This is a genomic window from Bradyrhizobium sp. CSS354, from assembly GCF_029051725.1.
Lineage (GTDB): Bacteria > Pseudomonadota > Alphaproteobacteria > Rhizobiales > Xanthobacteraceae > Bradyrhizobium.
The window spans coordinates 293,144-312,513 of sequence record NZ_JAACFU010000007.1; the positions used below are offsets into that span (position 1 = coordinate 293,144).

The window sequence follows — 19,370 nt, forward strand, 5'->3', positions numbered from 1 at the left end:
GATCGACATGCCCGGCCAATATGACAAGCGCAGACTGAAGCTCGACCTGATGGTTGCCTGCTCGCTGTTCGCAGCCGGCGTCGTGGTGTCAGGCCTGTCGCTGGCGCAAATCCGAGCCCAGAGCCGGGTGGATTTGGCCCAGGCGACGCAGCCGCTCCAAGGCACGCCGTCCGACGATCAGAACAAGCCTGCCGAAGCCAAGCCCGGCGGCGACCGGCCGACCACGCCGGCCCCAGAGCCGGCGCGGCCCGATCCGCAGACGCAAGGCGCCGCCGGCGCGGCAAAACCAGCATTGCCGCCAGCGCCAGCCGAGAAGATCGCGCCGCCGATCGAGAGGAAGTAGGTTCCCTGTCATTCCGGGGCGCGCGTAGCGCGAGCCGGAATCCATTTGTCAGCGGATTCTGGCGCCTGATGGATTCCGGGCTCGCACCAAGTGGCGCGCCCCGGAATGACGAGCGGAGAGTTGGGTGACGGCTCTCACCGTACCAGAACGTTCCGGAACTGCCAGGGATCGCTGGTATCGATGTCCTCCGGAAATAGTCCCGGACGATCCGTCAGCGGCGTCCAGTCGGTGTAAAAACCCTTCACCGGGCCGAGATAGGGCAGCTGAATCTCCAGCAGGCGATCGAAATCCATCTCGTCGGCTTCGACGATGCCTTCGTTCGGGTTTTCCAGCGCCCACACCATGCCGCCGAGCACGGCGGAGGTCACCTGCAGGCCGGTGGCGTTCTGATAGGGCGCGAGCTTGCGGGTCTCTTCGATGGAGAGCTGCGAGCCGTACCAGTAGGCATTGTTGTCATGGCCGAACAGCAGCACGCCGAGTTCGTCGATGCCGTCGACGATCTCGTTCTCGTCAAGGATGTGATGCTTCTCCTGCATCTTCGCGGCGCGGCCGAACATTTCGTGCAGTGACAGCACGGCATCATCAGCCGGATGATAGGCATAGTGGCAGGTCGGCCGGTAGACCGCGGTGCCCGATGCATCGCGCACCGTGAAGTAATCGGCGATCGAGATCGACTCGTTGTGGGTGACGAGGAAGCCATACTGCGCGCCGCGCGTCGGGCACCAGGTGCGCACGCGGGTATTGGCGCCGGGCTGCATCAGATAGATGGCAGCGCCGCACCCGGATTCGTGGGTGCGCGCATTCTCGGGCATCCATTTTTCGTGGGTGCCCCAGCCGAGCTCGGAGGGCTGCACGCCTTCCGACAGGAAACCTTCCACCGACCAGGTGTTGACGAAGACATCCGGCTCTTTCGGCTTCTTGGAGCGCTGGGTGTCGCGTTCAGCGATGTGGATGCCCTTGATGCCGGCCTGTCGCATCAAGTCCGCCCATTCGGCTTTGGTCTTCGGCTTGGGGGCATTGAGCTTCAGGTCGGCGGCGACGTTGAGCAGCGCCTGCTTGACGAAAAACGAGACCATGCCGGGATTGGCGCCGCAGCAGGAGACGGCCGTCGTCGAGCCCGCGGGGCGCGCCTTCTTGGCGGCCAGCGTCGCTTCGCGAAGGGCGTAGTTGGAGCGGGCTTCCGGACCCTTCGACGAATCGAAATAGAAGCCGAGCCAGGGCTCGTTGACGGTGTCGATATAGAGAGCGCCGAGCTCGTTGCAGAGCTCCATGATGTCGGTGGAGCCGGTGTCGACCGAGAGATTGACGCAAAAGCCCTGGCCGCCGCCTTCGGTGAGCAGCGGGGTCAGCAGCTCCCGATAATTGTCCCTGGTCACTGCCTTCTGGATGAAGCGCACATTGTGCTTCTCGCAATGCGCCTTGCGACCCTCGTCCTTGGGATCGATCACGGTGACGCGCGACTTGTCGTAGTCGAGATGCCGCTCGATCAGCGGCAACGTGCCTTTGCCGATGGAGCCGAAGCCGACCATGACGATGGGACCGGTAATCTTCGCGTAGATCTGCGAGGCGGGGCTCATGGGATGGTTTCTCCGGAACGTGCTGGCGGGCAAAGGGTGGGTGGATCAGGCGCTGCGGCGCTTGGCGGTGACTTCGATCTCGACCTTCATCTCGGGCTTGGCGAGGGCGCTGACGACCAGCAAGGTCGCGGCCGGCCTGATGTCGCCGAGAACCTCGCCGCAGACGGCGAAATGGGCATCGATGGTGCTGGCGTCGGTGACGTAGTAGGTCGCACGGGCGATGTCGGCCATCTCGAAGCCGCCCTCCTTCAGGGCAGCTTCGATGGTCTTGAAGCAGTTGCGTGACTGGCTCGTGACATCGGCCGGCATCGTCATCGTGGTGTAGTCGTAGCCGGTGGTGCCCGCGACGAAGGCGAACTCGCCGTCGATCACGGCGCGGCTGTAGCCGGCGGTCTTCTCGAACGGGGAGCCGGTGGAAATCAGGCGGCGGGACATGGTCGTGGCCTCGACTGAAGAGGAATTTCGTGGGGTTTACGGGCAATTTGCCGGCCTGCGCAACCCCAAAGGAATGGAGCTTAACGCAGGCCCAGCCGGGCGTTGCCGCTTAACGCGGCTCGGTCGTCGCCATCATGGCGATCTCTTACGCCGCGTGCGCCTGGAGGGCGCGAACTACCCTCCGTTTGGGCAAGGCTGCGCCGGTCGGGACAATCATCCCGGCGGCGTCATCCAGTGCGCCGGCATGGAATTCGATCGCCAGCAGGCGGTCGCGCTCGAACGGGCCGGGCAGCGACAGCTCGCCGGTCTTCTCAGGCGAGAAGCCGAAGCGGGCGTAATAAGGGGCATCGCCGAGCAGGATCACGGCGGCATGCCCGCGCGCCCGGGCGGCAGCCAGCGCTTGTTGCATCAGCGCGGCGCCGATCCCGAGCTCGCGGCAGGCAGGGTCCACCGCCAGCGGTCCGAGGACCAGAGCGGGCCTGCCTCCGGCGCTGACGTGCCACAGCCGCACGGTTCCCACGAGCTTCCCCTCGCGCATCGCGGCCAGCGCAAGGCCGGCGGCGGGTGCGCGTCCGTCGCGCAGGCGCTGACAGGTGCGGCCATGGCGGTTCTCGCCAAAGGACGCATCGAGCAGCGCTTCACGCATCGCAACGTCGCCAGCACGCTCCGCACGGATCGCGAACGGAGCGGCTTTCGAGGTGGGTTCAACCTGTGTCTTCCGAAGAGCAGTCATGGCGCGTCAGTCCCCGCTTGAAACCGACGTGCGCAAAGCACGCCGGTCCAAGGCGTCGTCAGAAATCGAAATGTCAGGGAGGGAGCCGGCAAGCCGGCTCCCGGGTTCGTCAGGCCTCGGAAAGAGAGGCGATCAGATGTGGTAGGTCTTCAGCGGCGGGATGCCGTTGAACGCCACCGCCGAGTAGGTCGACGTATAGGCCCCGGTGCCTTCGATCAGCAGCTTGTCGCCGATCTCGAGCGTCACCGGAAGCGGATACGGGTTCTTCTCGTACAGCACGTCGGCGCTGTCGCAGGTTGGCCCAGCGAGCACGCACGGCGTCATGTCCGCACCGTCATGCGGGGTGCGGATGGCGTAGCGAATCGACTCGTCCATGGTCTCGGCGAGACCGCCGAACTTGCCGATGTCCAGATAGACCCAGCGCACCTCGTCCTCGTCGCTCTTCTTCGAGATGAGCACGACCTCGGACTCGATGATGCCGGCATTGCCCACCATGCCGCGGCCCGGCTCGATGATGGTCTCCGGAATCTGGTTGCCGAAGTGCTTGCGCAGCGCGCGGAAGATCGAGCGCCCGTAGGTCACCACCGGCGGCACGTCCTTCAGGTACTTGGTCGGGAAACCGCCGCCCATGTTGACCATGGTCAGGTTGATGCCGCGCTCGGCGCAGTCGCGGAACACCTGCGAGGCCATCGCCAGCGCACGGTCCCACGCCTTCACCTTGCGCTGCTGCGAGCCGACATGGAAGGAGATGCCGCACGGCTCCAGGCCCAGACGCTTGGCAACGTCGAGCACGTCGACGGCCATCTCCGGATCGCAGCCGAACTTGCGCGACAGCGGCCATTCGGCGCCGGCGCAGTCATAGAGGATGCGGCAGAACACCTTTGCGCCGGGCGCGGCACGGGCGACCTTCTCGACTTCGGCGGCGCAATCGACCGCGAACAGCCGAATGCCGAGCGCGAAGGCGCGCGCGATGTCGCGCTCCTTCTTGATCGTGTTGCCGAAGGAGATGCGGTCGGGCGTCGCACCGGCGGCCAGCGCCATCTCGATCTCGGCAACCGTCGCGGTGTCGAAGCAGGAGCCCATGGAGGCGAGCAAAGCCAGCACTTCCGGCGCCGGGTTCGCCTTGACGGCATAGAACACGCGGCTGTCGGGCAGCGCCTTGGCAAAGGTCTGGTAATTGTCGCGCACGACTTCGAGGTCGACGACGAGGCACGGCTCGGTGTCGAGGCCCTCGCTGCGGCGGTTGCGCAGGAATTCCTGGATACGGTCAGTCATAGCACTCTCCCAAACGGCCCAGCGACGGGGATCCGTTCAAAAAATGACGTCGGATAAGAGCGCTCCGGCCAGATCGCGCGATGGAGGCGCGACGAGCCAAAGACTCAGATCAGACAGTGCTGCCGTGGATTGGTTGGGAATGTTCCCGCCCGCACACCTGGCAATGAAGGACAAGCCTTTTCAGTAGCCCGCGCCGGCGTTGGACTGCCGGTAGAGACCAAAAAAGCCCGATCCGTCGTTGCTTTAAGTCGCGTCCCCCGTTGAGAGCGGGGTGCGCCGGTTCGCCTCCGGCTGCCAGTCACGGTTGCAAAGAGCAAAGTCACCTTCGACAAGGCATCCCTTTGAGAGAGATGCTGGACTCCGGGTTTGCTTTCGTCTTCCGGCTATGAGCCTTCCGACTTCCACACTTCCGAAGAGCCCCTCGGCTTCTTCACCCCTTGGCGGCTGTCCGGCCTCTTGTCCGGATACCTACCGACTGACACACGACCACAGGCACGTGCGAAATTGGGCAATCCGCACATAAGTGTTTTGACTCTGCTTCGCAAGAGATTTTTTAGGCTGCGAACAGAATTGCCTAACATCTGCTTGCGCAGTGTTGCGCGAGCGACGCGGAAGATGAACGCGCGTTAAGTTTTCAGCGCGCGTGTCTCTCGCGCGCGTATACGCTTCAGCCGCGCTTCGTGAACGGCTCGACGCGCTGAGCGGCGCGGATGAAGGCAGTCATCACGAGCACGCCGAGCGCAAACAGCGCGGCCTGAAGGATGTGCGTGCCCTGCTCGCCCAGCCCGAACAGGATCGCGAGCGCCCAGCCGCCGGCAAACGCCGCGCCGAACACCTCGGCGCCGATCAGGATGGCGGCGCTGATGACGGTGATGACGCTCGGCCAGACGATCCGACGGGAAGACGAGGAGGTCGCGTTCATGATCTCAGGGGTCCTAGGCTTGAAGGGCCGCAATCTCCCCGAAAAGGCAGCCGGGAGCAAGGGCAAATGGCCCAAAAAAGCCCCATCGCGTGCTATAGCTGGCCGCAACAATCGAGCCACAAATCCGGGACTTGTAATGTCAGAACCCCGCCAAACTACGGACTCCGAGACCAACCCGCTGCTGAAGGCGTGGGTGACGCCTTTTGCGACCCCGCCCTTCGACGAGATCAAGCCGGAGCACTTCCTCCCGGCCTTCGAGCAGGCCTTCGCCGACCACTCCGCCGAGATCGCGGCGATCACCAACGACCCGACCGCGGCCGACTTCGCCAACACCATTACGGCGCTGGAGCGCTCGGGCAAGCTGCTCAGCAAGGTCGCGTCGGTGTTCTACGACCTCGTCTCGGCGCATTCAAACCCGGCCATCCTGGAGATCGACAAGGAGGTTTCCTTGCGGATGGCGCGGCACTGGAATCCGATCATGATGAACGCCGTGCTGTTTGGCCGCATCGCCCAGCTGCACGAGAACCGCGCCAATCTCGGTCTGACACCGGAACAGCTGCGCCTGCTGGAGCGCACCTACACCCGCTTCCACCGCTCCGGCGCCGGCCTCTCCGAAGAGGCCAAGACGCGGATGGCGGAGATCAACGAGAGGCTAGCCCAGCTCGGCACCGGTTTCAGTCATCATCTGCTCGGCGACGAGCAGGAATGGTTCATGGAGCTCGGCGAAGCGGACCGCCAGGGCCTGCCGGAGAGTTTTGTCGCCAGCGCCAAGGCTGCGGCGGAAGAACGCGGCATGGCCGGCAAGGCCATCGTCACGCTGTCGCGCTCCTCGGTCGAACAGTTCCTGAAGAGCTCGGCCCGGCGTGACCTCCGCGAGAAGGTCTACAAGGCTTTCACCGCGCGCGGCGACAACGGCAATGCCAACGACAACAACGCGACCATCGTCGAGGTCCTGAAGCTGCGCGAAGAGAGCGCCAATCTCCTGGGCTACCCGACCTTCGCGGCCTACCGGCTCGAGGATTCCATGGCCAAGACGCCGGAAGCTGTGCGCGGCCTTCTGGAGCGGGTCTGGAAGCCCGCCCGGGCGCGGGCGCTCGCCGACCGCGACGACATGCAGACGCTGATCACGGAGGAGGGCGGCAATTTCAAGCTGGCCCCCTGGGACTGGCGCTTTTATGCCGAAAAGCTGCGCCTTCAGCGCGCCAATTTCGACGACGCCGCGATCAAACCGTATCTCGCGCTCGACCACATGATCGCCGCCGCCTTCGACTGCGCCACGCGCCTGTTCGGCGTCACCTTCGAAGAGCGCAAGGATGTGCCGGTCTGGCATCCCGACGTCCGGGTCTGGGAGATGAAGGGGCGGGACGGCAAGCACAAGGCGCTGTTCTATGGCGACTACTTCGCCAGGCCGTCGAAGCGCTCCGGCGCCTGGATGACCTCGCTGCGCGACCAGCAGAAGCTCGACGGCGAGGTCGCGCCGCTGATCCTCAACATCTGCAACTTCTCCAAGGGCGCGGATGGGGAACCCTCGCTGCTGTCGCCCGACGACGCCCGCACCCTGTTCCACGAGTTCGGCCACGGCCTGCACGGCATGCTTTCCAACGTGACCTATCCCTCGCTGTCGGGCACCTCCGTGTTCACCGACTTCGTCGAATTGCCCTCGCAGCTCTACGAGCATTGGCAGGAGCGGCCGGAGGTGCTGCAGCAGTTCGCCCGCCATTACCAGACCGGCGAGCCGCTGCCGGACGATCTGCTGCAACGGTTCCTGGCCGCGCGAAAATTCAACCAGGGTTTTGCCACCGTCGAGTTCGTCTCCTCGGCGCTGATCGATCTCGAATTCCACACCCAGCCGGCCTCCGCCGCGCAGGATGTCCGCGCCTTTGAGAGACGCGAGCTGGAGAAGATCGGCATGCCCGAGGAGATCTCGCTGCGTCACCGTCCCACGCAATTCGGTCACATCTTCACCGGCGATCACTATGCCGCCGGCTACTATAGCTACATGTGGTCGGAGGTGATGGACGCCGACGCCTTCGGCGCGTTCGAGGAAGCCGGCGACATCTTCGATCCCGCCGTCGCAAAGCGCTTGCACGACGACATCTACTCGAGCGGCGGATCGGTCGATCCGGAAGCCGCCTATGAGGCGTTCCGCGGCCGGCCGCCGGAGCCCGACGCGCTACTGCGCCGCCGCGGCCTGCTTGACGCCCCGAAGGCGGCCTGATGGGCATGCGCGCCCTGTTCGGACTGCTGCTCGCCGTTGCCCTGTCGCTCGCGGCAGGCGCGGCGCGGGCGCATCCGCATGTCTGGATCACCGCGACCAGCGAGCTGCTTTACGCTCCCGACGGCACCATCACCGGCGTGCGCCATGCATGGACCTTCGACGACATGTTCTCCGCCTATGCGGTGCAGGGGCTCGAGAGCAAGACCAAGGGCGCCTATTCGCGCGAGGAGCTCGGGCCGTTGGCACAGACCAATGTCGAGTCGCTGAAGGAATATGCCTACTTCACCTTCGCGCGAGCCGACGGCAAGAAGGAGCGATTCCAGGAGCCGGTCGACTATTTCCTCGACTACAAGGATACGGTCCTGACCCTGCACTTCACGCTGCCGCTGAAGAACCCGGTCAAGCCCAAGCAATTGATGCTCGAAGTGTTCGATCGCTCCTTCTTCATCGACTTCCAGATGGCCAAGGACAACCCGGTCAAGCTGGTTGGCGCGCCCGCCGGCTGCCAGATGAAACTTGACCGGCCGAGCGACGGCACCGCGAGTGCCCAGAAGCTCAACGAGCAGACCTTCATGAACGGCGAGAATTCGAATTTCGGCATGATGTTCGCCAACAAGATCACGGTGGATTGTCCTTGAAGCCGAAACTCACGCCTCTCGGGCGCGGGCTCGCCGTCTGCGCCAGCGTTCTTCTCGTCGTGGGCGTGACCGATGCGGCGCTCCACGATCTCCTCGCGCAGAACCCGTTCGGCGCGCCGCGTTCGCCACAAGCTGCCCAGCCCGAGGCCGGCGGCCTGATCGGCTGGCTGTTGGCAAAACAGTCGGAATTCTATCGCCAGATGTCGGCGACCATCCGCGCCGCCAAATCCGACGGCTCGGCGGTGTGGACGCTGCTCTTCATCTCGTTCGCCTATGGCATCTTCCACGCGGCCGGCCCCGGTCATGGCAAGGCGGTGATCGCCTCCTATCTCGTCGCCAATCGCGAGACCGCCCGGCGCGGCATCGTGCTGTCGTTTGCCTCCGCGCTGATGCAGTCGCTGGTGGCGATCTTGATCGTCGGTATCTCGGCCTGGGTGCTGAATGCGACCGCCAAGACCATGTGCAAGGCGGAAGGCGCGATCGAGATCGCAAGCTATGCGTTGATCGCGCTGTTTGGCCTGCGCTTGGTCTGGGTCAAGGGCCGCACCTTCATCCGTGCGCTGCAGGCGGTTCAGCCGGTGCCCGCGATCGCGGGCGTGCCGCATGACCATCATGATCACGGTCACCACCATCACGATGCGAACGATCATCGTCCCCACGACCACGCGCACGCCCATCATCACCACCAGCATGACCACGTTCACGACGAGCATTGCGGCCATTCCCACGGCCCCACGCCGAGCGAACTCGCCGGCCCCGGTGGCTGGGGACGCGGCTTTGCCGCGATCCTCACCGTCGGCATCCGTCCCTGTTCGGGCGCGATCCTGGTGCTGGTGTTTGCGCTGGCCCAGGGCCTGTTCTGGGCCGGCATCGCCGCGACCTTGCTGATGGGGCTTGGCACCGCGATCACGGTCGCAGCCATCGCGGTGATTGCCGTCTCCGCAAAGGACATCGCCGCCCGCCTGAGCGCCGGACGCGACGGCAGCGGCGCACTGTTCATGCGCGGCATCGAATTCGCCGCCGCCGGCCTCGTGCTGCTGTTCGGCGCGGGCCTGTTGTTGGGTTACATCGCGGCCGAACGGACGACGTGTTTTTGAGCGGCAGGCGTTGTAGCCCGGATGGAGCGAAGCGCAATCCGGGACAGTGCCGCCGCGGAGGGGACCCCGGATTACGCTTCGCTCCATCCGGGCTACGGTTTCACGAACTCACACCGGCAAGAACTGCTTCAACGCCGGCATGAAGAAGATCCCGAGATTGATCGCAAAGCCGATGCTCCAGAGGATCGAGCGCAACGTCGGGCGGTTGCCGAGATAGGTCAGCACATAGGCGATCCGTACGATCAGGAACAGCACCGCCAGCTCGTCGATCAGGCGCTGCGGCGACTCCCTGTATTCGGCAAGAAGCACCGCGAAGGCGAAGAACGGAAAGGTCTCGATGCCGTTCTGGTGCGCGCCGAGCGCGCGCTGCGCGATGGCGTCCTCGAAGAAGGCGGGATCGCGCGGCCGCGAATTGTCGAACCCACGAAATCTGATCCATTTGATCGAGACGATCGTTAAGAGATAGAGCAGCAGCGCCCCGAAAACGCACCATTCCGCCAGCGTCATGGTTCTTCCCCCTGCGCACGGACCCTAGCGAAACCGGCCCAATCTTGACAAGTTCGGAACAACGCGCGACGCAACGGATCATGATGACAATCGCCCCCACCCAGACCGCGATGCCGGCCACGCAGCCCGCCCCCTCGCGCGTCGGCGTGCTCCTGGTCAATCTCGGCACGCCCGATACCGCCGACGCGCGCGGCGTGCGGGTCTATTTAAAGGAATTCCTCTCGGACGCCCGCGTCATCGAGAATCAGGGCTTGATCTGGAAGGTGGTGCTGAACGGCATCATCCTGCGCACCCGCCCCCGTGCCAAGGCGCGCGACTATCTCAAGATCTGGAACACCGAGAAGAACGAGTCGCCGCTCAAGACCATCACGCGCTCGCAGAGCGACAAGCTCGGAGCCATGCTGTCGGACCGCGACCAGGTCACGGTGGAATGGGCGATGCGCTATGGTAATCCTTCGATGAAGTCGGGCATCGATGCCCTGATCGCGAAGGGCTGCGATCGCATCCTTGCTGTACCCCTCTATCCGCAATATTCCGCCGCGACGTCGGCCACCGTCTGCGACGAGGTGTTTCGCGTGTTTGCGCGGCTGCGCGCGCAGCCGACGCTGCGGGTGACGCCCCCTTATTACGAGGACGAAACCTATATCGAGGCGCTCGCCGCCTCGATCGAGACGCATCTGGCGAACCTGCCGTTCAAACCGGAGCTGATCGTCGCCTCCTTCCACGGCATGCCGAAGGCCTATGTCGACAAGGGGGACCCGTATCAGAGCCAGTGCGTCGCGACCACCGAGGCGCTGCGGCGCCGGCTCGGCATGGACGAGACGAAACTGCTGCTGACCTTCCAGTCGCGCTTCGGATTCGACGAGTGGCTGCAGCCCTACACCGACAAGACCATGGAGCGTCTGGCGAAAGAGGGCGTGCGCCGCATCGCGGTGATCACGCCGGGGTTTTCCGCCGACTGCCTCGAGACGCTGGAGGAGATCGCGCAGGAGAATGCCGAGATCTTCGAGCACAATGGCGGCGAGCAGTTTTCCGCGATCCCCTGCCTCAACGACAGCGACCCCGGCATGAACGTGATCCGAACGCTGGTGCTGCGCGAGCTCCAGGGCTGGATCTAGTGAGCCTGGATCTGAGGAGCGCCCCATGAACCGCCGCGAGGTTCTGGCGCTTCTTGGGGTGACCGCGGCGCTGCCGGCCTCGGTGCTGGCGCAAACGAATGCGACGCGCCGGCTCGGCGTGCTCTCGGTCACTGCGGCCGACGATGCGATCGGGCAGACCCGTAGCGCGGTCCTGGTCCAAGCGCTTGCCGGTCATGGCTGGAAGGAGCGCGACAACTCAAGATCGATTGGGCAACGGCGGCGGCGACCGCGCACGGATCGCGCAATTCGCCGATGAGCTGATCGCTCTCAAGCCCGACATCCTGCTCGCGGTCGGCACGCCCTCGGTGGAAGAGCTGCGCCGGCGCACGACGACGATCCCGATCGTTTTCGCCGTCGTCACCGATCCTGTCAGCCAGGGCTTTGTCCAGAATCTCGCTCATCCCGGCGGCAATGTCACCGGCTTCACCGATTACGACGGCCCGCTGGCCGGCAAATGGCTGGAGATGCTGACGCAGGTCACGCCAAGACCGTCCCGTGTGTTCGTGGTCTACAATCCCGCCACCGCGCCGTTCGCGCCCCTGATGCTGGGTACGATTGAGGACGCTGGCCGCGCGCTCGATGTGACGGTGGAGTCCGCGCCGGTGCATGACACGGCCTCGATCGTCGCCCTGGCTTCGCGGAAAGACGGCGGCCTGCTGGTGCTGCCGGACTTCTTCACCATGTCCAACCGTGCGCTTCTCCTGGCGGCCATCAACGAAGCGCGTGTGCCGGCAGTGTTCTGGAGCCGCACCTTCGTCGACGAGGGTGGCTTGATGTCCTACAGCACCGACAGCGCCGAGCAGCTCCGCCGCGCCGCCTCCTATATCGATCGCATTCTGAAGGGTGCGCGGGCGGCCGACTTGCCGGTCCAGAATCCGACCACGTTCGAGCTGGCGATCAACTTGAAGACGGCCAAGGCGATCGGCGTCACGCTTCCGCCAAGCCTGCTCGCAACCGCGAACGAGGTCATCGAGTAGGATTTGGCTGCGACCGCCGGCATGGACGGATTCGTTAACGTTGTCGCTAGGTCTGCGCCGGCACGCTTTCAAGAGCGCGTCGCAAATACATAATCGCGACCATTCCTTATCCCGGCGTCTTGTGTAGAATCCTGCCGATGCCGAAATCATCCACGACCGCTGAACACTGAATCCTTTACTGAACGCTTTACTGAACCCTTGGGGTCGTGATCCCGACCAATGACAGCGCGGAAAAGGGTCTTTTCCCGACAATCTTTCCCGCCTTGGAGGAAATATGAGCGGTTTCGACATTTTCGCGATTGTGCTGGTTTTGCTCGTCATCGTCACGTTGGTGGCCGGTGTGAAAACGGTGCCGCAGGGCTATGACTGGACCATCGAGCGGTTCGGCAAATACACCCAGACCCTGAGCCCCGGGCTCAATCTGATCGTGCCCTATTTCGATCGCGTCGGACGCAAGATCAACATGATGGAGCAGGTGATCGACATTCCCGAGCAGGAGGTGATCACCAAGGACAACGCCACCGTGACGGTCGACGGCGTCGCCTTCTTTCAGGTGTTCGACGCCGCCAAGGCGAGCTACGAAGTCTCCAACCTGACCCAGGCCGTCACCGTTCTGACCATGACCAACATCCGTTCGGTGATGGGCTCGATGGATCTCGATCAGGTGTTGTCGCACCGTGACGAAATCAACGAGCGCCTGCTGCGTGTGGTCGATGCCGCCGTCTCGCCCTGGGGCCTCAAGGTCAATCGTATCGAGATCAAGGACATAGTCCCGCCGGCAGACCTCGTCGAAGCCATGGGCCGACAGATGAAGGCCGAGCGCGTCAAGCGCGCCGACATCCTTCAGGCTGAAGGTGCACGCCAGTCCGAGATCCTGCGCGCCGAGGGTGCCAAGCAGGGCCAGATCCTCCAGGCGGAAGGTCGCCGCGAGGCCGCTTTCCGCGACGCCGAAGCACGCGAGCGGTCGGCGGAAGCCGAGGCCAAGGCGACGCAGATGGTCAGCGAAGCGATCTCCAAGGGCGACGTCGCGGCGCTGAACTATTTTATCGCCGACAAATATATCAAGGCGTTCGGGCAACTGGCTGAGTCGCCGAACCAGAAGGTCATCATGCTTCCGGTCGAAGCGATGAGCATGCTGGGCTCGCTCGCCGGCATCGGCGAGATCGCCAAGGCGACGTTCGGCGAGAGTGCGGCATCCGCCGCAGTCGCCGCTCGTCGCGGGCCGGTGCCGACGACCGGCAGCCCGCCGCCGGCGGTGCCGCCGCGGCAGGGGTAAGAAAGAGGTCGTGTCATGACCGACATGTTCGTATCGCTCGGCACCTGGAACTGGCTGATCTTCGGCTTCGTCCTGATGGCGCTGGAGGTGCTGGCGCCGGGAATCTTCCTGTTCTGGCTCGGGCTCGCCGCGTTGCTGGTCGGGCTGATCTCGTTCGGAGTAGCGATATCCTGGCAGATCCAGCTCGTGATGTTCGCGATCTTCGCTGCCGCCGCGGTGCCGGTGTGGCGCCGCCTCGCCCTTCCGAAGTCTGATGCGAGCGCGAGCCCATTCCTCAACAAGCGCGCGGATGCGCTGCTCGGCCGCGAGTTCACGCTGGAGAAGCCGATCGTCGACGGCAACGGCACCATGCGTATCGGCGACACGGTCTGGCGCGTCGCTGGTCCGGATACGCCGGCGGGCACGCGTGTGAAGGTGGTGCAGGTGGACGGTGCGAATCTGACGGTTGCGGCGGCGTAGACGAGCTTGCCGGGACGGCATCGCCAGACTTACGCGCCGCTCTTGCTGCGCCACCTCTCCGCAAACCGGTGCAGCGGCATGAACGTCTCGCACAATTCTCGCCCGAGCGCCGTCAGCCCGTAACCGCTGGCTTCGCCGAGTTCCACGAATCCGGCCTCGCGCAAATCGTCCAACCGCGCCTGCAGCACCGTCGGCGAGGCCTCGTCGCAGGCGGTTCGCAATGCACGCGAGGTGAGGGGGGCGTCGCGCAATTCCCACAGGATTCGCAGGCTCCAGCGTCGCCCCAGGATGTCGAGCAGCGCCATGATCGGTCGCCCGGAGCGCGAGCCACGGACGTTGCGCGATCTGGGGGAGGTCTGTTTCGTCATCGTGGCCCTCTTGCACACTGCTACAAATAATGTAGCGTGTTGCTACAATAAATGTAGCAAAGGAGACGGCCAATGTCCCAGGCCCCGCCGCGCATTGCCCCGCTCACCCCGCCTTATCCCCCGGAGATTCAGGCGCAGTTCGACCGCATCATGCGCGGTGCGCCGCCGCTGCTGCTGTTCCGGGTAATGGCGGGCCATACCCGCGCCTGGAACAAGTTTCGCGCCGGCGGCCTGCTTGATCCCGGCCCGCTGTCGTTGCGCCAGCGCGAGATCGTCATCGACCGCACCTGCGCGCTGAACAAATGCGAATATGAATGGGGCGTGCACGTCGCGATCTTTGCCGTGCCGGCGGGGCTCAGCGAGCCGGAGGTGCGGGCCACCGTGCAGGGCGATGCGACGTCGCCGTGCTGGTCCCCGGCCGAGCAGGCGCTGATCGCCGCCGTCGACGCGCTGCATCACCGTGCGACGTTTGACGACGCCGAGTTCGCCGCGCTGTCGGCGCATTACGACGAGGCGCAGATCCTGGAGATTATGCTGCTGTGCGGCTTCTACCGCACGGTCTCCTACCTGGCGAACGGGCTGAGATTGCCGCTGGAGGAGACGGCGGCGCGGTTTCCGGCGCCGCTCTAACCGCCGTCATTGCGAGCGTAGCGAAGCAATCCAGAATCTTTCCGCAGAGGCAGTCTGGATTGCTTCGCTGCGCTCGCAATGACGAAAGAGAAAGGGACGCGCTACGCCACGCCCGCCCGCAGCAGATCGTGCAGATGCACGATACCGACCACCTTGTCCGCCTCGGTCACGACCAGCGTCGTGATCTTGCGGGTGTTGAGCACCTCGATCATCTCGGTGGCGAGCATCGAGGGCGGCACTGTCTTCGGCTGCCTGGTCATGACGTCGTCGACCGACGCCGTCAGCAGGTCCGGTCGCATGTGGCGGCGCAGGTCACCGTCGGTGATGATGCCGACAGCCTCGGCCGCATCGTTGACGATGCAGACGCAGCCGAGGCCCTTGGCCGACATCTCCATCACCGCGTCCGACATCTTGGTGCCGAGCGGCTTGACGGGGATCTCCGCACCGGTGCGCATGTAGTCGCGGACGAATTTCAGCATCGCCCCTAGCTTGCCGCCGGGGTGGAAATGCGCGAACTCCAGCGCGGTGAAACCGCGGCCCTCGAGCAGCGCGATCGCGATGGCATCGCCGATCGCGACCTGCATCATCGTCGAGGTGGTCGGGGCCAGATTGTGCGGGCAGGCCTCGCGCGCCTTTGGCAGCTCGAGGACGATATCGGCCGCTTGTCCCAGCGAGGACGCCGCGTTCGACGTCACCGCAATCATGGGGATGGCGAACCTTGCGGAATAGTTCACGAGGGTCTTCATCTCCGGCTGCTCGCCGGACCAGGACAGCGCCATGATGACGTCATCGGTGGTGATCATGCCGAGATCGCCATGGGCGGCTTCGGCGGTGTGGACGAAGAAGGCGGGCGTGCCGGTCGAGGCCAGCGTCGCCGCGATCTTACGGCCCATATGACCCGACTTGCCGAGCCCGGTGACGATGACGCGGCCCTTCGCGTTGCGGATCAGATCGACCGCCTGGGCGAAGCTCGCGCCAAGCGGGCCGCGCAGGGCGGCAGCGAGCGCGTTGATGCCGCCGCTCTCCGTTTCCAGCGTGCGGAGTGCGGATTCGACGCTGTCGGGAATGGGGCCGGATGATTGGGTCATCAGCGGTTTCGAACTCGGCATGTTCTGGTCCAGGGAGGAGGGGCGTTCGCCCGTTGGTGCCTGCTTAGCACGCCACGGTCTTGCATGCGACGAGGGCGGCCCGACCCTCAACCGGTCGTTAACCATAATTGTTTTAACTCCATTAACGATGGTTCCCGCCGATCGGTGGGGATAATCGCGAAAGTGTTTGATTTCGTTGGAGTTCTTCCATCGTGGGGTCGTCTCCAGGCAGGAGCCGGAGCAAACGCGCGCATTTCCTGCGCGCGGCTTTGCCGTGCTTTGCGCTGACGGTCCTTGGAAGCGCCCCCGTGGCGGCCCAGAGCCTCACCCCCGACCTGTTCAGTCCCAACCGGGGTGGCTTCGCCTCGCCCGACACGCTGCCGACGCGCCGCACCGCGGGCGTGCCGCAGGCGCCGTCGGATGCGCTGCCGGCGCTGCCCGATCCCAACGCCGAGTTGCGCAAGCGCCAGCAGACGCCGGCGCGCCCTGGCCAAAACCCGACCAACCAGAACCCGACCGGCCAGGTCCCGACCTATGGCCTGCCTGCCGCCAATGGTGCGAGCAGCTCCGGCTACGACTCGCTGAACCGAAAGCGGCAGCAGCCGAAGCTCTATCCGGGTCAGCCCAAGCCGAAGCGCCCTGCCGGTCCCGGCTCGCGGGCACCGACTACAACGCCGGCCCCATCCACGCTCGGCCCGCCGAAGATCGCGCCGCCGCCGTCCGCCTCCGCAAACAAAGCGCCGGTGCCGCCGGCGCTGGCCGGCAACGTGCCCGGCCAGCCGCTGCGCCGCCGCCTCAAGCTCGACGAGGATGCGTTCGGCGCGGTCGGCGACTATGCCGGCAGCTTCCTGATCAAGGGCGGGCTCGAGCTCTCCACCGGCTACGACACCAACCCGGCGCGCCTAAACAAGCCAGTCGGCTCGCCGGCCTATGTCGTCGCGCCCGATCTGCTCGTGGCGTCCGACTGGGAGCGCCACGCACTGGTCGCGGATCTGCGCGGCTCGTTCTCCGGCTACACCAACAACATGCCGGCGACGATCGACGGCTTTGCCTCGCCTTCGCCGGTCGAGGTTGACCGCCCCGACTTCACCGGCCATGTCGACGGCCGCATCGACGTCAATCGCGATCTCAAGCTGACCACGCAGCTGCGCCTGCGGCTCGCCACCGACAATCCCGGCAGCCCGAACGTGCAGGCCGGCCTGCAAAAATATCCTGTTTACGCCGCCTATGGCACGACCGTCGGCTTCGACCAGAGCTTCAACCGCTTCCAGGTCGCGGCCGGCGCCACCGTGGACCGCACTGCCTATACCAACTCAAAGCTGACCGACGGATCGACCTTCAGCAACGACGATCGCGACTTCAACCAGTATGGCGGCGTCGGACGGTTCTCCTACGATCTCAAGCCGGGCCTGAAGCCGTTCGTCGAGATCCAGGGCGACACTCGCGTGCACGACCGGGCCGCCGACCGCAACGGCTATTTCCGCGATTCGAACGGCGGCTATGCCAAGGTCGGCACGTCCTTCGAGTTCTCGCGCATTCTCATCGGCGAGGTCTCGGTCGGCTATTCCGCGCGCAACTATGTCGACCCGCGCCTGAGCCAGCTCGCGGCCTTCCTCACGTCGGGCTCGCTGATCTGGAGTGCAAGCGGCCTCACCACGGTGAAATTCGCTACCGACACGCAGATCGCCGAGACCACCATTCCCGGCTCCTCCGGCGTGCTGGTGCACACCTACGGGATCGAAGTCGATCACGACTTCCGCCGCTGGCTCACGGCAGTGGGCAAGTTCACCTACGGCACCTACGACTATCAGGGCCAGAATCGCAACGACAAGACCTACTCGTTCGAAAGCAATCTGATCTACAAGCTCAATCGCAACATCTGGATCAAGGGCACGCTGCGCCATGACATCCTGGATTCGAACCAGCCGGGGTCAAGCTCGCAGGGCACGGTGGTGATGGTCGGGGTGAGGTTGCAGAATTAGCGCGCATGGTCGTTGCGATTGGCGAAGCCAAGACCGAGGTGTCGTCCTGGCGAAAGCCAGGACCCATCACCCCAGGGAGTAGTTTGGCGAAGACTCGTCGTTTAGTATTGCGACCGGTCAACCAGAGGGATCACGCGGTATGCGTCCTGGCTTTGGCCAGGACGACAGCGAATTGTTTGTCTGCCTTAAGCCGCCGCGCCTCCCGCCAACTCAGCGCGGCAGATCCGTCTTCCCCATCAGGAACGTATCGATCGACCGGGCGCACAGCCGGCCCTCGCGGATGGCCCAGACGACCAGCGATTGCCCACGGCGCATGTCGCCGGCGGTGAACACGTTCGGACGCGAGGTCTGGTAGTCGAGCGTGTTGGCCTTGACGTTGCCGCGGGGGTCGAGCTCGACCGCGAGCATCTTGAGCAGGCCCTCGTGCACGGGGTGGACGAAGCCCATCGCGAGCAGGACGAGGTCGGCGTCGAGCTCGAACTCGGTGCCGGCGATCGGCTTGAACTTGTCGTCGACGCGCACGCAATGCAGCTTCTTGACTTGGCCGTTCTCGCCCGTGAACTTCTGCGTCAGCACGGCGAATTCGCGGACCGCGCCTTCGGCCTGGCTGGAGGACGTCCGCATCTTGAGCGGCCAGTTCGGCCAGGTCAGGCCCTTGTTCTCGTGCTCCGGCGGTGCGGGCATGATCTCGAGCTGGGTCACGGAGAGCGCGCCCTGGCGCAGCGAGGTGCCGATGCAGTCGGATCCGGTGTCGCCGCCGCCGATGACGACGACATGCTTGCCGCCGGCCAGGATCTCCTGGACGCCGTTCAACGATTCCTCGGACACGCGGCGGTTCTGCTGCGGCAGGAAGTCCATGGCGTAGTGGATGCCGGCGAGGTCGCGGCCGGGGATCGGCAGGTCGCGCGGGGCTTCGGCGCCGCCGGTCAGCGCCACGGCGTCGTACTCGTTGAGCATCTCGCGCGGATCGACATTGCCGTCGGCGCCGACATGGCTGTTGTAGTGGAAGGTGACGCCTTCGCCTTCCATCTGCGTGACCCGGCGGTCGATGACGTTCTTTTCCATCTTGAAGTCGGGAATGCCATAGCGCAGCAGGCCGCCGGCCTTGGCGAACTTCTCGAACAGATGCACATCGTGGCCGGCGCGCGCGAGCTGCTGCGCGCAGGCCATGCCGGCCGGACCCGAACCGATCACCGCGACCTTCTTACCGGTCTTCACGGCCGCCACTTCCGGCTTCAGCCAGCCATTGTCCCAGGCGCGGTCGACGATCGCGCATTCGATGGTCTTGATGGTGACGGGGTTGTCGTCGATGTTGAGCGTGCAGGAGGCTTCACACGGCGCCGGACAGATGCGCCCCGTGAACTCCGGGAAATTGTTGGTCGAGTGCAGATTGCGCGAGGCTTCTTCCCAGTTGCCCTGATAGACGAGGTCGTTCCAGTCCGGGATCTGGTTGTTGACCGGGCAGCCGGGCGTGCCGGGCGAGACCGAGCCGGTGCCGTGGCAATAGGGAATGCCGCAGTTCATGCAGCGCGCGGCCTGGTCGCGCGTTTCCTTCTCGGAGAGGGGAACGACGAACTCGTGGAAATGCTTCACGCGCTCGGCGACCGGGGTGTACTTGCGGTCATGCCGTTCGATTTCGAGAAAACCCGTGATCTTGCCCATTAAACCCGAAGTCCCTGCCGTCTAATCGTTTGTTGTTTCCTCAC

The 19,370-nt window shown here is 64.8% G+C and carries 20 protein-coding genes; 11 read left to right on the forward strand and 9 right to left on the reverse strand.

The window, feature by feature from the left end; translation table 11 throughout:
• The first annotated feature begins 7 nt into the window (after positions 1–7).
• A complete protein-coding gene (locus tag GWG67_RS19715; protein ID WP_275171086.1) occupies positions 8–343 on the forward strand; it encodes a hypothetical protein in 336 nt (111 codons plus the stop codon).
• Positions 344–477: 134 nt separating this feature from the next.
• On the opposite strand, the gene GWG67_RS19720 is transcribed toward GWG67_RS19715, so the two are convergent.
• From GWG67_RS19720 to GWG67_RS19740, 5 genes are all read right to left on the reverse strand, one after another.
• A complete protein-coding gene (locus GWG67_RS19720) occupies positions 478–1,920 on the reverse strand; it encodes a homospermidine synthase (protein WP_275170991.1) in 1,443 nt (480 codons plus the stop codon).
• A 45-nt stretch (positions 1,921–1,965) separates the two neighbouring features.
• Entirely contained in the window at positions 1,966–2,355 is a 390-nt protein-coding gene (locus GWG67_RS19725; protein WP_275170992.1) for a RidA family protein, read from the reverse strand.
• Positions 2,356–2,500: 145 nt separating this feature from the next.
• Entirely contained in the window at positions 2,501–3,088 is a 588-nt protein-coding gene (locus tag GWG67_RS19730) for a GNAT family N-acetyltransferase (RefSeq protein WP_275170993.1), read from the reverse strand.
• A gap of 132 nt (positions 3,089–3,220) precedes the next feature.
• Positions 3,221–4,363: a type III PLP-dependent enzyme gene (locus tag GWG67_RS19735; protein WP_018453321.1), complete on the reverse strand. Its 1,143-nt coding sequence runs from the start codon at positions 4,361–4,363 to the stop codon at positions 3,221–3,223.
• A 667-nt stretch (positions 4,364–5,030) separates the two neighbouring features.
• The gene (locus tag GWG67_RS19740) at positions 5,031–5,285 is read right to left on the reverse strand and encodes a hypothetical protein (protein ID WP_007597166.1); all 255 of its coding nucleotides are present in this window, start codon (positions 5,283–5,285) and stop codon (positions 5,031–5,033) included.
• Positions 5,286–5,421: 136 nt separating this feature from the next.
• On the opposite strand from GWG67_RS19740, the gene GWG67_RS19745 reads away from it, so the two are divergent.
• From GWG67_RS19745 to GWG67_RS19755, 3 genes are read left to right on the forward strand one after another with little or no spacing between them, the layout of a single operon-like run.
• The gene (locus GWG67_RS19745; protein WP_275170994.1) at positions 5,422–7,503 is read left to right on the forward strand and encodes a M3 family metallopeptidase; all 2,082 of its coding nucleotides are present in this window, start codon (positions 5,422–5,424) and stop codon (positions 7,501–7,503) included.
• A complete protein-coding gene (locus GWG67_RS19750) occupies positions 7,503–8,141 on the forward strand; it encodes a DUF1007 family protein (protein ID WP_275170995.1) in 639 nt (212 codons plus the stop codon). The genes GWG67_RS19745 and GWG67_RS19750 overlap by 1 nt, the downstream gene beginning before the upstream one ends.
• Entirely contained in the window at positions 8,138–9,238 is a 1,101-nt protein-coding gene (locus GWG67_RS19755; protein WP_275170996.1) for a nickel/cobalt transporter, read from the forward strand. Before GWG67_RS19750 ends, GWG67_RS19755 begins: the two co-directional genes overlap by 4 nt.
• Positions 9,239–9,346: 108 nt before the next feature.
• Here GWG67_RS19755 and GWG67_RS19760 read toward each other — a convergent pair whose 3' ends face one another.
• The gene (locus GWG67_RS19760) at positions 9,347–9,745 is read right to left on the reverse strand and encodes an MAPEG family protein (protein ID WP_275170997.1); all 399 of its coding nucleotides are present in this window, start codon (positions 9,743–9,745) and stop codon (positions 9,347–9,349) included.
• 80 nt (positions 9,746–9,825) lie between these two features.
• On the opposite strand from GWG67_RS19760, the gene hemH reads away from it, so the two are divergent.
• The 5 genes from hemH to GWG67_RS19785 all read left to right on the forward strand — a co-directional run bounded on the left by hemH (position 9,826) and on the right by GWG67_RS19785 (position 13,596).
• Positions 9,826–10,863 (forward strand): ferrochelatase, encoded by a 1,038-nt coding sequence (gene hemH / locus GWG67_RS19765; RefSeq protein ID WP_275170998.1) that lies wholly within the window; start codon positions 9,826–9,828, stop codon positions 10,861–10,863.
• Between the two features lie 25 nt (positions 10,864–10,888).
• Complete coding sequence (locus tag GWG67_RS19770; protein WP_275170999.1) at positions 10,889–11,140, forward strand: hypothetical protein; 252 nt, start codon at positions 10,889–10,891, stop codon at positions 11,138–11,140.
• Positions 11,091–11,861: an ABC transporter substrate-binding protein gene (locus GWG67_RS19775; protein WP_275171000.1), complete on the forward strand. Its 771-nt coding sequence runs from the start codon at positions 11,091–11,093 to the stop codon at positions 11,859–11,861. The genes GWG67_RS19770 and GWG67_RS19775 overlap by 50 nt, the downstream gene beginning before the upstream one ends.
• A gap of 274 nt (positions 11,862–12,135) precedes the next feature.
• Positions 12,136–13,137 carry an SPFH domain-containing protein gene (locus GWG67_RS19780; RefSeq protein WP_275171001.1) on the forward strand — a complete coding sequence of 334 codons (1,002 nt, stop codon included), beginning with the start codon at positions 12,136–12,138 and terminating at the stop codon, positions 13,135–13,137.
• Positions 13,138–13,152: 15 nt separating this feature from the next.
• Positions 13,153–13,596, forward strand: a complete 444-nt coding sequence (locus GWG67_RS19785; RefSeq protein WP_275171002.1) for an NfeD family protein — start codon at positions 13,153–13,155, stop codon at positions 13,594–13,596.
• Positions 13,597–13,625: 29 nt separating this feature from the next.
• Here GWG67_RS19785 and GWG67_RS19790 read toward each other — a convergent pair whose 3' ends face one another.
• Positions 13,626–13,964, reverse strand: coding sequence for a helix-turn-helix domain-containing protein (locus GWG67_RS19790; RefSeq protein ID WP_275171003.1), 339 nt, complete (start codon positions 13,962–13,964; stop codon positions 13,626–13,628).
• A 72-nt stretch (positions 13,965–14,036) separates the two neighbouring features.
• On the opposite strand from GWG67_RS19790, the gene GWG67_RS19795 reads away from it, so the two are divergent.
• Complete coding sequence (locus GWG67_RS19795) at positions 14,037–14,594, forward strand: carboxymuconolactone decarboxylase family protein (protein ID WP_275171004.1); 558 nt, start codon at positions 14,037–14,039, stop codon at positions 14,592–14,594.
• A 101-nt stretch (positions 14,595–14,695) separates the two neighbouring features.
• Here the strand turns inward: GWG67_RS19795 and GWG67_RS19800 are convergent, their stop codons facing one another.
• Positions 14,696–15,703, reverse strand: coding sequence for an SIS domain-containing protein (locus tag GWG67_RS19800; protein WP_275171005.1), 1,008 nt, complete (start codon positions 15,701–15,703; stop codon positions 14,696–14,698).
• A 191-nt stretch (positions 15,704–15,894) separates the two neighbouring features.
• Between GWG67_RS19800 and GWG67_RS19805 the strand changes: the two genes are divergently transcribed.
• On the forward strand, positions 15,895–17,664 hold the full coding sequence (locus GWG67_RS19805; RefSeq protein WP_275171006.1) for an outer membrane beta-barrel protein: 1,770 nt from the start codon (positions 15,895–15,897) through the stop codon (positions 17,662–17,664).
• 210 nt (positions 17,665–17,874) lie between these two features.
• On the opposite strand, the gene GWG67_RS19810 is transcribed toward GWG67_RS19805, so the two are convergent.
• Complete coding sequence (locus tag GWG67_RS19810; protein ID WP_275171007.1) at positions 17,875–19,326, reverse strand: glutamate synthase subunit beta; 1,452 nt, start codon at positions 19,324–19,326, stop codon at positions 17,875–17,877.
• Positions 19,327–19,370 lie beyond the last annotated feature (44 nt).

Bases quoted from the DNA above. Each gene is read 5' to 3' on its own strand.
- GWG67_RS19715 (WP_275171086.1), top strand. From the start codon at position 8: ATGCCCGGCCAATATGACAAGCGCAGACTGAAGCTCGACCTGATGGTT.
- GWG67_RS19720 (WP_275170991.1), bottom strand. From the start codon at position 1,920: ATGAGCCCCGCCTCGCAGATCTACGCGAAGATTACCGGTCCCATCGTC.
- GWG67_RS19725 (WP_275170992.1), bottom strand. From the start codon at position 2,355: ATGTCCCGCCGCCTGATTTCCACCGGCTCCCCGTTCGAGAAGACCGCC.
- GWG67_RS19730 (WP_275170993.1), bottom strand. From the start codon at position 3,088: ATGACTGCTCTTCGGAAGACACAGGTTGAACCCACCTCGAAAGCCGCT.
- GWG67_RS19735 (WP_018453321.1), bottom strand. From the start codon at position 4,363: ATGACTGACCGTATCCAGGAATTCCTGCGCAACCGCCGCAGCGAGGGC.
- GWG67_RS19740 (WP_007597166.1), bottom strand. From the start codon at position 5,285: ATGAACGCGACCTCCTCGTCTTCCCGTCGGATCGTCTGGCCGAGCGTC.
- GWG67_RS19745 (WP_275170994.1), top strand. From the start codon at position 5,422: ATGTCAGAACCCCGCCAAACTACGGACTCCGAGACCAACCCGCTGCTG.
- GWG67_RS19750 (WP_275170995.1), top strand. From the start codon at position 7,503: ATGGGCATGCGCGCCCTGTTCGGACTGCTGCTCGCCGTTGCCCTGTCG.
- GWG67_RS19760 (WP_275170997.1), bottom strand. From the start codon at position 9,745: ATGACGCTGGCGGAATGGTGCGTTTTCGGGGCGCTGCTGCTCTATCTC.
- hemH (WP_275170998.1), top strand. From the start codon at position 9,826: ATGATGACAATCGCCCCCACCCAGACCGCGATGCCGGCCACGCAGCCC.
- GWG67_RS19770 (WP_275170999.1), top strand. From the start codon at position 10,889: ATGAACCGCCGCGAGGTTCTGGCGCTTCTTGGGGTGACCGCGGCGCTG.
- GWG67_RS19780 (WP_275171001.1), top strand. From the start codon at position 12,136: ATGAGCGGTTTCGACATTTTCGCGATTGTGCTGGTTTTGCTCGTCATC.
- GWG67_RS19785 (WP_275171002.1), top strand. From the start codon at position 13,153: ATGACCGACATGTTCGTATCGCTCGGCACCTGGAACTGGCTGATCTTC.
- GWG67_RS19790 (WP_275171003.1), bottom strand. From the start codon at position 13,964: ATGACGAAACAGACCTCCCCCAGATCGCGCAACGTCCGTGGCTCGCGC.
- GWG67_RS19795 (WP_275171004.1), top strand. From the start codon at position 14,037: ATGTCCCAGGCCCCGCCGCGCATTGCCCCGCTCACCCCGCCTTATCCC.
- GWG67_RS19800 (WP_275171005.1), bottom strand. From the start codon at position 15,703: ATGCCGAGTTCGAAACCGCTGATGACCCAATCATCCGGCCCCATTCCC.
- GWG67_RS19810 (WP_275171007.1), bottom strand. From the start codon at position 19,326: ATGGGCAAGATCACGGGTTTTCTCGAAATCGAACGGCATGACCGCAAG.